The sequence below is a fragment of the Microcoleus sp. B13-B6 genome (genome assembly GCF_036705405.1).
GTDB lineage: Bacteria > Cyanobacteriota > Cyanobacteriia > Cyanobacteriales > Microcoleaceae > Microcoleus.
Genome location: NZ_JAUBUJ010000058.1, coordinates 1 through 14,573 on the forward strand (window position 1 = coordinate 1; position 14,573 = coordinate 14,573).

The window sequence follows — 14,573 nt, forward strand, 5'->3', positions numbered from 1 at the left end:
AGGTTTTTTATTTCACCGGTCCTGAGTCTGCTTTCGGAATGAATCCGGGGGCTTGTATCCTGGATGCTTTCGGTCAGGCAGATAGTCTCTGCCATTTATTCACAGCTTGCCAAAAAGAGCATCTGCTACACATAGAGCCGCAAAAGTTATTTTTGATGAAAAATAAATATTTTCGCTCTAACTGTAGGGAAGAAAAGTAATTGCCAATATTACTGACAGCCTTAAAACTATATTAAGTTTTGATTAAAAAAACTAAAACACAGAGTAGAAATTGTCAGAAATTATCAAGCTCCACTGCCTAAATTGTTGTCTGAGGCAGACGAACTCAAACAAGTTTCGATAAATCTGATGCACAATGCTTTACAAGCGATAGAGAATTGCCGAGTTTTAAAAGTAGAGGTGAGAGCAGAAAATCAGAGCCTGCTCGTCAGTGGCAACTGAATTACCCGGAAATTTGGCCCCGAATATTCGATCCGTTCTTTACCAGAAAACCCGCCGACGAAGGCAGCGGATTGGGACGGGAGATTGTTAAAAAAAGTGTGGAAAAACATTCGGGTAAAATAGAAGTAACATCAGTTATCGGTCAAAGGACGTGTATTGTGTCAATTTCGATCGCCATCAAGGGCGATCGCACTAAAAATCATACCAATGCGCGACTAAATAAAAATGCAACTCTAGACCGATGTCAAATCTCGATTGCGGTTAGCGTGTCGCGACTGTAAAATCGGAAATCTAAAATGGTATTAAGTCCCGGTTCCGCCTGCATCTATCCCCCTTGATTGGCCCATGTCAACAACAGTTTCTGATACCCAAAGCTTGCTAGAACAGGCGATCGACCCCAAACTACCTGTGCTGCCTCCAGACACACCCTTGAAAGTCGCAATTGCTGCCATGACTGAGGCGAGTGCCAGTTGCATTTTAATCGCGTTTGAGCAGCAATTGCTCGGAATTTTTACAGAAGGCGATGTTGTGAAAATAACTGCTAGCGGTATTTCGCTAGCAGGGGTGGCAATTTCTGAGGTGATGACTGAAAACCCGATCGCCCTGAACCTCGATCAAGCGGGGAATATCTTGAAGGTATTGAGCATATTGCGATCGAAAAGAATCCGTCATTTACCCCTCCTAGACGAAGGTGGCAACTTGCTAGGCGCTATCACCTGCGAAAGCATCCGTCAAATCCTCAAACCGGCAGATGTGCTGAAAATGTGGCGCGTCCAAGAAATTATGACTACACAATTAATAGTTACCTCAAGCAGCGCCTCAGTTTTAGAAGTCGCAAAACAGATGAGAACCCACCGGAAAAGCTGCATAGTCATTTGCACGGACAGCGACAACCAAAATCAGAAACCTGTGGGCATAATTACAGAACGCGACATTGTTAAATTCCAAGCTTCTGGACTAGATTTCGCAGATACTCCCGTCACCGCCGCGATGAGTTTTCCGCTGATACCGTTGCAGGTAAAAGCCACCTTGTGGCAGGCTCACCAGTTAATGCAGCAGCACGGCATCCGGCGCTTGGTGGTGGTGGACGAGGAAGGATATTTAGCCGGAATTGTGACTGAAAGTAGCCTGCAGCAGGTCTTAGATCCGGTAGAAATGCACGCAAATGTCGAGCTTTTGCAGGAAACACTTGCCGACAAAATTCAGGAGTTGAACAAAATGAACGAACAATTGCAAAAAGAAGCGTTGCGGAGAAGAGAAGTAGAGGAAAGATTGCTGATTTTAAATGATAACTTGGAAGAACAAATTAAACAGCGAACTTTAGAATTAATTAATGCCAACAGTCAGTTAAAAAAGGAAATACAAGACCGCACCACCGCTGAAGATGAAGTTCGCCGCCTCAACACCGAACTCGAACAGCGAGTTCTAGACCGCACGGTTCAACTAGCAGCCAGTAACGAAGAATTGCAGCAACAAATTAGCGATCGCAAATTGCTCGAAGAAAAATTGCACTTTTCTGAAAAGAAAGTCCGCGCCGTTTTTGAAGCGATGACCGACATCGTTCTCGTGCTAGACAGTCAGCGGAACATAGAAGTTTTGCCAACGAATGTGGCAGCGGCTTCTGAGCCTGATTGTGATATAGTCAGCTTGACCATAGAACATTTTTTTGACGACGACAACCCGGATGATTGGTGGGTGTTAGTTCAGCAAGTGTTAGAAACACAACAAACACTCAATTTTGACTACAGCTTAACAGTTTGTGGTCGCGAAATTTGGTTTTCCGCCTGCATTTCCCTGTTCTCAAAAGATGGAGTCATTTGGGTTGCCCGCAACATCAACTCCCGCAAAATAGCCGAGTCAGCGCTGTGCAAAAAAAATGCAGAATTATCTCATACCTTAGAAGAACTGAAGCGGACTCAAAAAGAACTCATTCAATCAGAAAAAATGGCAGCCCTCGGACAGTTAATTGCCGGAGTTGCTCATGAAATCAATTCTCCTTTAGGGGCGATTCGCTCTTCTGTGCAGAACATCGCCGACTTCTGGACCGAACAATTGCAGCAGTTGCCGATATTTTTTCAACAACTATCCCCGGAGCGGCGGCAGGATTTCTTTGCTTTGCTACACCAGTCCAGCCAAGAAACAGATACCTTATCTAGTAAAGAAAAACGTCAGTTAAAAAAACTTTTGCAAGGGCAATTAGAATCAGAAAACATTGACGACGCTGCCAGTCTTGCCTGTACTTTATTAGATATCGGCATCGGCAATAATGTAGAACCTTTTTTACCTTTGTTGAAAGACAGCCAAAGCCGAAATATTGTAGAAACCGCATACCAATTTGCTACAGTACAAAAAAGCACTAGAAATATTGCTACTGCCACAGATAGGGCAGCCAAAATCGTTTTTGCTTTGAAAAGCTACTCTCGTTACGACCAGTGGGGTTCCAAAGTAATCGCTAATATTACCGACGGTATTGATACTGTTCTAACGCTTTACAACTACCAAATCAAACACGGTGTGGAAGTCGTCAGAAACTATGGTACTAATTTGCCCCCGGTGCTATGCTATCCTGATGAACTCAATCAAGTTTGGACAAATTTGGTTCACAATGCTTTACAAGCGATGGGCAACAAAGGAGTGTTACAAATTGATGTCAAATGCCAAGCGAACGCAATATCAGTCAGTATTACCGACAGTGGCCCCGGCATTCCTCCAGAGATTATGCCGAGAATTTTTGATCCCTTTTTCACAACTAAACCTCCAGGGGAAGGCAGCGGTTTGGGATTAGATATAGTTCAAAAAATTCTGGACAAACACCAAGGTGAGATGCAAGTAGAAAGCGTGCCTGGTCAAACAAAATTTACTATCTCCTTGCCCATCGAAATTCCTTGATAGCCATAAAAAAAATAGGTAAATGCACCCATTCTTAAAATTTAATAGAAGTAAAATTTTATGCTGAAACCAGTAATTTTGTGCGTTGACGATGAAGTTGTGGTCTTAAATAGTTTAAAAATTCAGCTTAAAAAAGAATTTGGGGATGCTTACCTCTATGAAGTAGCAGAAAACGCAGATGAAGCTATGGAAATTCTGGAGGAAATTCAGAAAGAAGATGAAAGTGATATTTTGGTCATAGTATCTGACTGGTTAATGCCAGGGATTAAAGGAGATGATTTTTTGATTATGGTTCACCAAAAATATCCTAAAATTGTGAAGGTCATGCTGAGCGGGCAAGCAAACGAAGTAGCAATAGCACGGGTGAAAGAGCAAGCAAACTTGCACCGTTGTTTGTACAAGCCGTGGGAACGCCAAGAATTAGTAGAAACAATAAAATCTGGGTTAAAAAAAATATGAACCATAAACCTGTGATTATTTGCGTGGATGACGAACCGATAATTCTTGAAAGTTTGAAAATTGAGTTAAAAAAAACCCTGGGGGAAGAACATTTATTAGAAACCGCTGAAGGCGGCGAAGATGCTTTAGAGTTAATCGAGGAATTACTGGCTGATGGCTGCGAAATCGTAGCAGTAATTTGCGATTATCTGATGCCGAATATCAAAGGGGACGAATTGCTGAAGCAAATTCACAGAATTTCCCCAAAAACTATCAAAATTATGCTGACGGGGCAAGCAGACCTCGAAGCAGTGGCGAATACGATTAAATATGCTAAATTGTACCGATATATATCGAAGCCTTGGCAGTCAGAAGACTTGAAGTTGACGGTAAAAGAAGCCATCAATAGCTATTTTATGGAGAAGCAATTAGCGGAACAAAATGCTCAACTCCAAAAGCTAAATCAAGAATTGGAAACTTTAGTCGAGGAGCGGACTGCACAACTACGCTTGTCTGAGGAAAAGTTTGCTAAAGCTTTTCGTTCGTCTCCCAACCCGATTACTATTACCAGATTTAATGACGGTCGTTATTTAGAAATTAATGAGGCTTTTTGCCAGACAATCGGTTATTCTGCCGCAGAAATTCTCGATCGCACGGCGATTGATTTGAATCTTTGGGAAAATATACAAGCCCGCGCTGAGTTGTGTAAAATGTTAGATGAAAAACAAATTATTCTCAACTACGAATTTGATTTTCGCACTAAAATAGGGGAACTCAGAACCGGGCTACTGTCAGCAGAAATCATTGACATTCATGGCGAAACCTGCGTGATTTCTGTGATTCAAGATATTAGCGATCGCAAATTAGCCGAAGAAAAACTCCGATCAGTAGCGGCTTCTTTAGCAGCAGCGCAAAGAATCGCCCGTGTCGGTAATTGGGAATGCGATTTATCGACCAACACAACTACTTGGTCGCAAGAGTTATCTCGGATTTTTGGGATTGAGCCAACTCAGCCTGCGCCAACACTAACTGAGTTTTCGCAATACGTGCATCCCGACGATAGACAAAAGTGGCAAACAACGATCGACGCTGCTATTGCTAGCGGGCAATCTTACACTTTGGAATATCGAATTCTGCGGCCGGAACCGAAAATTGCTGCCGATAATTCCCCGTCACAAATAAGTGAAGGCGGCTTCATCCGCTACATCGAAGCCAGAGGAGAAGTAGTTGTCAACCAACAAGGGCAAGTGACAAAACTATTCACAACTTTGATGGACATTACCCCACGCAAGCTGGCAGAACTAGCCCTAGCAGAGAGCGAAGAAAAATACCGTCATTTAGTTGAAACTTCCCAAGATATTATTTGGTCTTGCAATGATCAAGGCCACATTACTTTTGTGAACCAAGCAGTTAAACAAATATACGGTTACGAGCCTGAAGAAATGCTTGGCTGTTCTTTTAGCGATTTTTTAGCTCCAGGAGAGATAGACTGGAAATGGGAACTTCAGCAGCGCTTACTGACAGGAAAAACTGTGTTTCAGTACGAAAATATAGTATTAGGAAAAGACGGCAGAAAGATTGATGTAACTACCAAGGCGATCGCGCGCATGGACGCTGAAGGAAATATCATCGGCACAACAGGCACTGCTAGCGATATTACCGAACGCAAACAAGCTGAAATAGTCCTGCAAAAAGCCAAAGAAGAAGCCGACAGAGCGAACAGGGCAAAAAGCGAATTTCTCTCGAATATGAGCCACGAATTGCGAACTCCCCTCAACGCAATTCTCGGTTTCAGCCAACTGCTAGCCCGCGACCCAGACCTCGGTGCCGACCAACAGCAATACTTAGGAATTATTACCCAGAGCGGGGAACATTTGCTCGTTCTGATCAACAATATTTTGCAAATGTCAAAAATTGAAGTCGGGCTGGTGACACTTAATAACAGCACCTTCGACTTGCACAAACTGCTAAAAAATACTGAAAATATGCTGAAGCTGCAAGCCGAAAAAAAAGGGTTGCAGTTAATTTTTGATTGCCCAGCCGACCTACCTCAATATATAGAAAGTGACGAAAGCAAGTTGCGACAAGTATTGATCAATGTAGTGGGAAATGCTATTAAGTTTACGACCGAAGGTGGTGTTAATTTGAGAATCAAACATGAGTTGTTGAAAACTAAAACTCATGGAGAGATGCCGCCAATTGACTGTTGCTGTTTGCTATTTGAAGTGGAAGACACTGGTTCAGGAATTTCTGCGGCAGAAATGGACAATTTATTTAAACCTTTCGCGCAAACTGAAAGCGGAAAAAAAGCTCAAGAAGGAACAGGTTTGGGCTTGCCAATCAGCAAGCAGTTCGTTAAGTTAATGGGAGGGAAGATGACGGTAACAAGCACCCCCGGTCGCGGCAGCATTTTTAGATTTGATGTTAAAGTTTCGCTCCCTAATGAAATGGAAATTCAGGTGGCTCAAACAGCTAGCCGAGTGGTCGGTCTCGAACCAGGACAGCCAGAATACCGGATTTTAGTTGTTGACGATCGCCTGGAAAGCCGCTTGCTGTTGGTCAGAATGCTGACATCGCTAGGCTTTGCGGTGCAGGAAGCTGAAAATGGCGTTCAAGCTGTGGAAATGTGGTCGAGTTGGGAACCTCATTTGATTTGGATGGATATGCGGATGCCGGTGATGGACGGTTACGAAGCTACTAAACAGATTAAAGCGCATTTGAAAGGTCAAGTAACGGTGATTATTGCTCTGACTGCAAGTGCTTTTGATGAAGAGCGATCGGTGATTTTGTCTGCTGGTTGCGATGATTTTGTAGCGAAGCCTTTTCGGGAGCAAGTGATTCTGGAAAAGATGGCTAAGTATCTGGGAGTCCGCTATGTTTACGATCGAGAAGCTTCGCTAAGTTATGATGCTGCGGTGTCCGCCGAGGTTTCCACGGCAACTGAAACGGCTGATTTGCCTTTTACGCTCAATACTTCATTTTTGGAAGCGATGCCTGCTGAATGGGTTGATCAATTGTATTCTGCGGCCGATGCGGTTGATAACGAGGAGATTTTTCGGCTGTTGTTGTCGATCCCTCCTATTAATGCTAGTTTCGGCAGCGCGATCGCTGATTTGGCGAATAACTTCCGGTGCGATCGGATTATCGATTTGATTGAGGAGTTTAGAAATTGTTGAAGGATGAAAGAAGAAGGGATAATAGGGGCAGGTTCAGGATTATTGATGATGTAGGGCGATCGTCTAGGGAGCATCTCATATTTGTAAAAATACTTCTTCTGGCTCCTTCCTTCTGCCTCTTTCCTCCTGCCTCCTGCCCCGCAGCTTCGGGCCTCAAAACTCCAATTTCTAGCTTAGCTGCCAAAATGAGATGAGCCCCTTTAATCTCCCATCTCAAATCTTAACTAGGATAAGTTGTGTAAATATAAAATGAGTTGATTGAGGATGGAGTGCTATAATGACTTTTTAACCAGTTTTCAGCATTTCAACACTTCTTAAATTAACAAAAAATAACCAGCGATGACCAACAATCACAGAGAAGAAAATAAAGGCAACATATTAATTGTTGACGATACTCCCGAAAATTTGCAAGTTTTATCAGCAACGCTGTGCGATCGGGGCTACAAAGTCCGCGGCGTAATTAGCGGCAAAATGGCAATCAGAGCCGCGCGATCTGGTTCTCCAGATTTGATTTTGCTGGACATCAAAATGCCGGAAATGGACGGCTACGAAGTCTGCACGCAGCTCCAGGCAGATCCGAAGACATCAGAAATTCCCGTTATTTTTATCAGCGCTTTAGATGAGGTATTGGACAAATTAACCGCATTTCAAGTGGGAGCGGTAGATTATGTCACAAAACCGTTTCATGTAGCAGAAGTTTTAGCGCGAATCGAACACCAACTGACTATCCAAAGACTGAAAAAACAATTAATCGATCGCAATAAAGAACTGCAAGAAGAAATAATAGAACGCAAAAAAGCCGAAGAAGCAGCGGCCGCTGCATCCCTCGCAAAAAGTCAATTCGTTGCCAACATGAGCCACGAATTGCGGACTCCCCTGAACGCCATCCTGGGTTTTACCCAAGTCATGAGCCGCGACTCTTTGCTCAGCCACGAAAATCTCGAAAATCTCCGAATTATTAACCGCAGCGGTCAACATTTGCTGGAACTAATTAACGATGTTTTAGACTTGTCGAAAATAGAAGCAGGGATAATTGCCTTAGATGAACGCAGCTTTGACCTTTATCTACTCCTCGACACTCTCGAAGAAATGTTTCAAATCAAAGCTGAAACAAAAAAAATGCAACTGAGATTTTCCGTCGAGGCTAATGTTCCCCAATATATAAAAACTGACGAAAAAAAGCTGCGCGTCTGCTTAATTAACCTGCTGGGAAATGCCATGAAATTCACTCCCGAGGGGGGCAGTATTTGGCTGCGCGTGAGCGTGGAAAGCAACCAGCCGCAGTCGGTAGAATCGGGAAGTTATCCTAACTATACGTCGCTCGAACCATTGTTAATTTTGTTTGAAGTTGAAGACACGGGAATTGGCATTGCAACAGCAGAATTTGATACTTTATTTGAGGCTTTCGTGCAAACACAAGCCGGGAGAAAAGCGGCTGATGGTACGGGATTGGGTTTGACAATTACTAAAAAATACGTGCAGATAATGGGCGGGGATATTAGGGCCAAAAGTGTTGTAGGTGAGGGAAGCAGTTTTAAATTTAATATCCGAGTATTTGCCGCTATTTCGTCTGAAATAACAGTGGCGACATTGCAGCGGGTGATCGGACTAGAAGCAGATCAACCAATTTATCGGATTTTAGCAGTAGACGACAATCCAGACAATCGGCTGCTGCTGCTTAAAATGTTACAACCAATTGGTTTTGAAGTCCGAGAAGCGGAAAATGGCTACCAAGCTGTTGAACTTTGGGAAAGTTGGCAGCCTCATTTAATTTGGCTGGATACGCGAATGCCAGTAATGGACGGTTTTGAAGCTGTCCAACGAATTAGATATAAAGAGAAACAAACTCAGTGGAAAACTGTAATTATTGCTCTGACTGCTAGCACTTTTGAGGAAAGAAAAGACGAAATTATCGCCGCAGGTTGCGACGATTTTGTGCGAAAACCTTTTCAAGAACAAATCCTCTTTGATAAGATGGCTTGCTATTTGGGAGTGCGCTATCTTTATCAAGAGTTGCCCCAGCTCCCAGTCGGGGCTTTACGGCGTTATTGTGTGAAGGAAAAACCCGATTCATTTTTCGGAGGGCTGCTGGCTCAGATGCCTCAAAGCTGGGTGCAGGAACTCTACGACGCCGCTAATGATGTTAATGAAGAGCTAGCGATTCAACTTGTCGATCGCATCTGGGAAAGTCATCCAATTTTAGCTGAGGCTTTAAAAGATTTGCTTGCCGATTACCGACTCGACAAGATAATGGATTTAACTCAATCGAGTTTAAAATAAATGGATAATAGCGAAATTAAAGTATTGGTGGTTGATGACCAACCAAGCAATCTGCGGTTCTTATCCAAACTGCTAACATCCCAGGGGTATCAAGTTTACCGAGCTATTTGCGGGCCACTGGCGTTGCATGTTGCGATCGCCCATTGCCCGGATTTAATTTTGCTCGACATTAGAATGCCGGAAATGAACGGTTATGAAGTTTGTCGGAGACTGAAAGCGACACCAGAAACCGAACAAATTCCGGTAATTTTTTTAAGCGTCTTAGATGAAATGAATGATAAATTACAAGCTTTTCGAGTAGGAGGCGCCGACTATATTACTAAACCATTTCAAGTAGAAGAAGTTTTAGCGCGCATCGACAAGCAAGTCCGCTTGCAAAAACTGCAACAGCAATTAAAAGAGCAAAATTATCAACTGCAACAGTCACAGTCGCTGCTTGCTAGCATATTAAATAGTTCCTTAGACTGTGTGGTGGCTTATTCGGCTGTCCGCGACAGTGAGGGAAATATTGTAGATTTCCAGTGGCTCTTGATCAACCCTGCCGCCGAAAAATTTTATGGGCTGCTATTCAATGACATAGTTGGCAAGAATTTGTTATCCCAAGTTTCCCAAGTTAGCAATAACGGGTTATTTGATTTGTATGTTTCTGTAGTAGAAACAGGAGAAACTGTAGACCAAGAAATTTATTACGAACAGGAGCGAGATACAATTGTTTGGCTGCACATTGTGGCGGTAAAATTAAACGATGGTCTGGCAGTAACATTTCGTAACATCACCGAGCGCAAACGAGCAGAAATTGCCCTACGAGACAGCGAAGAACGCTTCCGCGCGATATTCGAGCAAGCAGCAGTCGGCATAGCTAAAACCGCACTTTGTGGTAAATTTATACGGGTAAATCCCGGCTTTTGTCAAATAGTCCGCTATGCAGAATCGGAATTGTTACAGCAAAATTGGCAGGCAATTACTCACCCGGATGACAGAGAAGCGGACAGAGAATACCTGCGCTCGCTGTTATCCGGGAAGATTCAAACTTTTTCTGTGGAAAAGCGTTTGGTATGCAAAGATGACGCAGTGCGCTGGGCAAATGTTACTGTTTCGGCAATGCGCGATGTCAAGGGGACGCTGCAGTATTTGATTTGTGCGATCGAGGATATTTCCGAACGCAAGCTGGCACAAGAATTGCTGCAAGAGAGTTTAGACACTCAAACCCGCTACGCTCAAGAATTAACTCGTTCTAATGCCGAACTAGAACAGTTTGCTTACGTGGCTTCTCACGATTTGCAAGCGCCTTTGAGTACGATTGTCGGCTACGCTCAACTATTAGAAAAGCGCTGTCACAACCAACTTGATGCCCAAGGGAATAAATTTATCCGCAATATTGTTAACTCTTGCGGGCGGATGCAGGGGCTGATTGATGACTTGCTGGAGTATTCGCGGGTAGGTCGCAGTGAGAAACCTTTTGATGTGATAGATTGCAATCGGGTTTTTGAGGATGCTTGCGCTAATTTGCAGTTGGCCATCCGCGAGAATCAAGCTTCTGTTACTAGGGGGGATTTGCCCAGGGTAAAAGGTGACAGTTTTCAACTGCTGCAACTGTTTCAAAATTTAATTGGTAACGCCATTAAGTACCGCAGCAGTGAGGCGCCGGTGGTGCAGGTGGACGCTTCGTGTCAGGAGGATAGCTGGGTGTTTTCAGTGCAGGATAATGGTATTGGGATTGCCTCACAGTACCATCCGCGAATTTTTCAGATTTTTCAGCGCTTGCACACCCAAAAACAGTATTCGGGAACTGGTATCGGTTTAGCGATTTGTCAAAGAATTATCGATCGGCACGGCGGCAGCCTTTGGGTAGAATCAGAACCCAATCGAGGCTCGACTTTTTATTTTTCTATTCCTATATCAAAGTAAAGTCAATCGATTTTAGATTTTAGATTTTAGATTTTAGAATTGAAGAAAGCGACCCCACTGATAAATCCGGGGGCTGGTGATATCGATTTGAGATTTGAGATTTGAGATTTGAGATTTGAGATTTGAAGAAAGCGACCCCACTGATAAATCCGGGGGCTTGCGATCAGGATTCGGAGCTTGTTTCTCGCTCCACGGATGAATCCGGGGGCTTGTCAGCAAATTGCTTGATTGTCACCCGTCCTTTACTTAAGCTTTAAATATCTTTATCTGTTCTTTACAAAAATGCTTATAAAGTGTAGCATATTCACTGATGACATCGAGCTAAAAATCTATCAACATAAATCTATTAGCTCTATCCTTATACAACTTATAAATCAGCGGTGCGCGCAAGACTTGTTAATTTTTTTCAACTGTATCCAGAGCATCTTGCTTTGGGATGCAATAGTTTCCCTAGTAGTTCGCGGAGAAGGATTTGTGATGTGTTTGCAGTTTGCCGGTTCTGGGACAGACTGCCAAGTGAAACAAGCATGATTCGCAAACCTTTGCAAATGGAGAAAAACGGTAAATGGCTGCAACACAATTTCAGTGTCCTCAGCCCAATTTACCGGATGATGGCAAGAGATTCTTTGCAGGTAATCAGACACGGCTCAAAGTCCCGCAACCTCATAAAAGACGTTCCTAGTGAGGCAAAGCCGTGAATTATCAAAAGAAAAAATTTACTCTTTTAATAGCAAACGATGACGAGGACACGCGCTTTTTGGTGGAGGAAGCACTGCGAGAAGTTCGATTAGCAATTACGAGCGAATTTGTGGAAAATGGAGAACAAGTCCTAGACTACTTATACCGTCGCGGTCAATATCTTGGTAGCAGCAATTGGCATCAGCCAGACTTGATCCTTTTGGATCTGAATATGCCGAGGCTGGACGGGCGAGAAACACTAACTTCGATCAGATCTGACCCCCATTTGCAACAAATTCCGGTTGTAATGCTCACAACTTCCCACTGCAGAGGAGATATCTTGCTTTGCTACCGCTTGGGAGCCAATTCTTTCATATCCAAACCAGTAACTTTTGAAGGCTTGCTTGAAGTAATGAAGACTTTATGTGAATATTGGTTTGAGATCGTTTCACTCCCGCCGGATATGTAAGCATTAATGGAGCGCTAAATGCCTAGTTTGAGTGTATAGTGAATTTGATCGGCCGAAATATTGGCCGATCGCAAGTATCGCTATCAAAACAAAAAAGTTGCTTTCGACGCGCTCCGAAGGCTATAGTTGTGTTAACACGTCACCAATGTCTGAAAATTTTGTTGGTTGAGGATGACCTCGGAGCTCCGACAATGATCGAAGACCTTCTAGGGTCATTCAGCGAGTCTCTATTTCTGCTCCAAACTGTTAAGTCTCTGGAGATAGGAGTTGGGCGTCTGGAAGTAGACAAGTTTGACGCCGTACTATTAGATTTGTCAGTGTCAGACAGCTTGAGGGGAAGCGAGGATCTCGCAGTTTTGAAAGGGCGATGGCCCACATTGCCAATTGTGGTGCTGACAGATATCAGCGATGAAAATATGGCCCGGTCAGTATTGCGCTGGGGCGCTCAAGATTGTTTGGTAAAGGGAAGATTTCACAGAACTCTGCTGGTGCGGGCAATCCATTACGCGATCGAACGCCAGCAAATCGAAGAACAATTGCGGCAGCAGGCTCTCCGACAGCGCCTGTTGGGGAAAATGATCGAACATATTCGATCGTCAATAGATCCGGCAAGCATTCTCCAAAATACCGTTGCAGATGTGCGACAATTTCTCCAAACAGACCGCGTTTTAATTTATCGCTGTCAGGATTGGGTGTCTCAATTGGACGGGGAAGAGCACAAAGGTGCGATCGTCGCAGGTGACGGTTTGCCAGAAGGTGATATTGAAAACCAAAATATTAGTGCTGCTTTGGCGGTATCCTGCTTTATTTTAGTCGAATCCCAGTCGGTACAAGCAATAGCAGATGTCAGCACTGCCCCCTTGGCTGGCAGTTGCAAAGAATTGTTGACAGATTGTGAAATTGCAGCAGTTATAAGCGTACCAATTTGGCAATCAGGCGACTGGGAAACGGCAAAAGAAACACAAGAAGCCACGGTTTGGGAAGTCGAGAACAATCAAGATGCAGCGGAAAATTATATCGGGAACCAGGCGAGTGGCAAACCGCAGGCGCACAGTAAAAATTTGCCGGATTCGATCGCAGAAAATGGCCATAGTTTGTGGGGAATGCTGACAGCATACAATTGCTACGGTGTCAGGGAATGGCAGCAGTGGGAAATAGATTTTTTAGAGCACTTGGCAAATCAAGTGGCGATCGCGATCGAACAATCTCAACTTTACCGCAAGCTAGCAATAGCCAATCAAAAATTGCAGCAACTGGCAACTACTGACGGACTGACTGGCATTGCCAATCGCCGCCAGTTCGATCGCATTTTGAGCTTAGAGTGGCGCAGATTGGCAAGAGAGGAACTGCCACTGTCTTTAATTATGTTTGACATCGACTTTTTTAAACTTTACAACGAGTTTTATGGGCATCTCGGCGGGGACGATTGTTTGCGCCAAGTTGCCGGGGCGATCGCCAGCGCCACCAACCGGGCTGGGGATTTGACTGCCCGCTACGGTGGCGAAGAATTTGCCCTAGTGCTGCCCAACACCAGCGCCCAAGGGGCAAACGCTGTCGCCCGGAAAATTTGCGACGGCATCGCCTGCTTGAAACTGCCCCACGCGCGATCGTCGATCGGCCCCTACGTTACCCTCAGTTGTGGCATTGCGACAGCGATTCCTTCTGCCCAGGAATCTCCCACCACCCTAATTCACAGCGCTGACAGCGCCCTTTTTCAAGCCAAAAGCGAAGGCAAAAATCGCATTTGTCACGCCAGGAGTAACTCGGAATCTGCCCCGATTTTTATGTAAAAGTTGAAGGTAATATCATTTCCGGTAACACCAGAATGATGTTGACTGTTGACTGTTGACTGTTGACTGTTGACTGTTGACTGTTGACTGTTGACTGTCAACAGTGAAATCGAATTTACTATTCCGATGCTAACGGATTTGATATAATTGGTAATTTGTAATATCGTGTTTGATTTTTCACTCACAACGGTATTTGATATTACTGAGATGTTGCACCCTTCTCAATTACTTGTTGAGGAACAGGCTTTTCGGCCTGTTCCACGAGAAAATTCACTCTTTGTGGAACAGGCATCTTGCCTGTTATTTTGAAGGGTGCAAGAGCTGAGATATTACCCATTTCCGCATTTGATATTACTGAGATGTTGCACCCTTCTCAATTACTTGTTGAGGAACAGGCTTTTCGGCCTGTTCCACAAGAAAATTCACTCTTTGTGGAACAGGCCGAAAAGCCTGTTCTTGAGAATCGTGCAAGATGTGAGATAGTAACCATTTCCGCTTCCTAAT

General features: G+C 44.0%; 11 protein-coding genes. All 11 read left to right on the forward strand.

The features are described 5' to 3' along the window. On the forward strand, positions 1-200 hold a 200-nt coding region (locus tag QUB35_RS23285; RefSeq protein WP_333144067.1), incomplete at its 5' end, for a hypothetical protein. Between the two features lie 177 nt (positions 201-377). Then, positions 378-722, forward strand: a complete 345-nt coding sequence (locus QUB35_RS23290; RefSeq protein ID WP_333144068.1) for an ATP-binding protein — start codon at positions 378-380, stop codon at positions 720-722. Between the two features lie 64 nt (positions 723-786). Continuing rightward, on the forward strand, positions 787-3,330 hold the full coding sequence (locus QUB35_RS23295) for a CBS domain-containing protein (RefSeq protein ID WP_333144069.1): 2,544 nt from the start codon (positions 787-789) through the stop codon (positions 3,328-3,330). A 60-nt stretch (positions 3,331-3,390) separates the two neighbouring features. Beyond that, a complete protein-coding gene (locus QUB35_RS23300) occupies positions 3,391-3,789 on the forward strand; it encodes a response regulator (protein WP_333144070.1) in 399 nt (132 codons plus the stop codon). Further along, positions 3,786-6,944 carry a PAS domain S-box protein gene (locus QUB35_RS23305; RefSeq protein WP_333144071.1) on the forward strand — a complete coding sequence of 1,053 codons (3,159 nt, stop codon included), beginning with the start codon at positions 3,786-3,788 and terminating at the stop codon, positions 6,942-6,944. Before QUB35_RS23300 ends, QUB35_RS23305 begins: the two co-directional genes overlap by 4 nt. Positions 6,945-7,283: 339 nt before the next feature. Next, entirely contained in the window at positions 7,284-9,224 is a 1,941-nt protein-coding gene (locus QUB35_RS23310) for a response regulator (protein WP_333144072.1), read from the forward strand. Next, positions 9,225-11,132, forward strand: coding sequence for a PAS domain S-box protein (locus QUB35_RS23315; protein WP_333144073.1), 1,908 nt, complete (start codon positions 9,225-9,227; stop codon positions 11,130-11,132). Positions 11,133-11,659: 527 nt separating this feature from the next. Further along, positions 11,660-11,830: a hypothetical protein gene (locus tag QUB35_RS23320; protein WP_333144074.1), complete on the forward strand. Its 171-nt coding sequence runs from the start codon at positions 11,660-11,662 to the stop codon at positions 11,828-11,830. Then, the gene (locus tag QUB35_RS23325; protein WP_333144075.1) at positions 11,827-12,279 is read left to right on the forward strand and encodes a response regulator; all 453 of its coding nucleotides are present in this window, start codon (positions 11,827-11,829) and stop codon (positions 12,277-12,279) included. Before QUB35_RS23320 ends, QUB35_RS23325 begins: the two co-directional genes overlap by 4 nt. A gap of 128 nt (positions 12,280-12,407) precedes the next feature. Beyond that, on the forward strand, positions 12,408-14,069 hold the full coding sequence (locus QUB35_RS23330) for a diguanylate cyclase domain-containing protein (protein ID WP_333144076.1): 1,662 nt from the start codon (positions 12,408-12,410) through the stop codon (positions 14,067-14,069). Between the two features lie 293 nt (positions 14,070-14,362). Further along, entirely contained in the window at positions 14,363-14,572 is a 210-nt protein-coding gene (locus QUB35_RS23335; RefSeq protein ID WP_333144077.1) for a hypothetical protein, read from the forward strand. The last annotated feature ends 1 nt before the right edge of the window (position 14,573 follow it).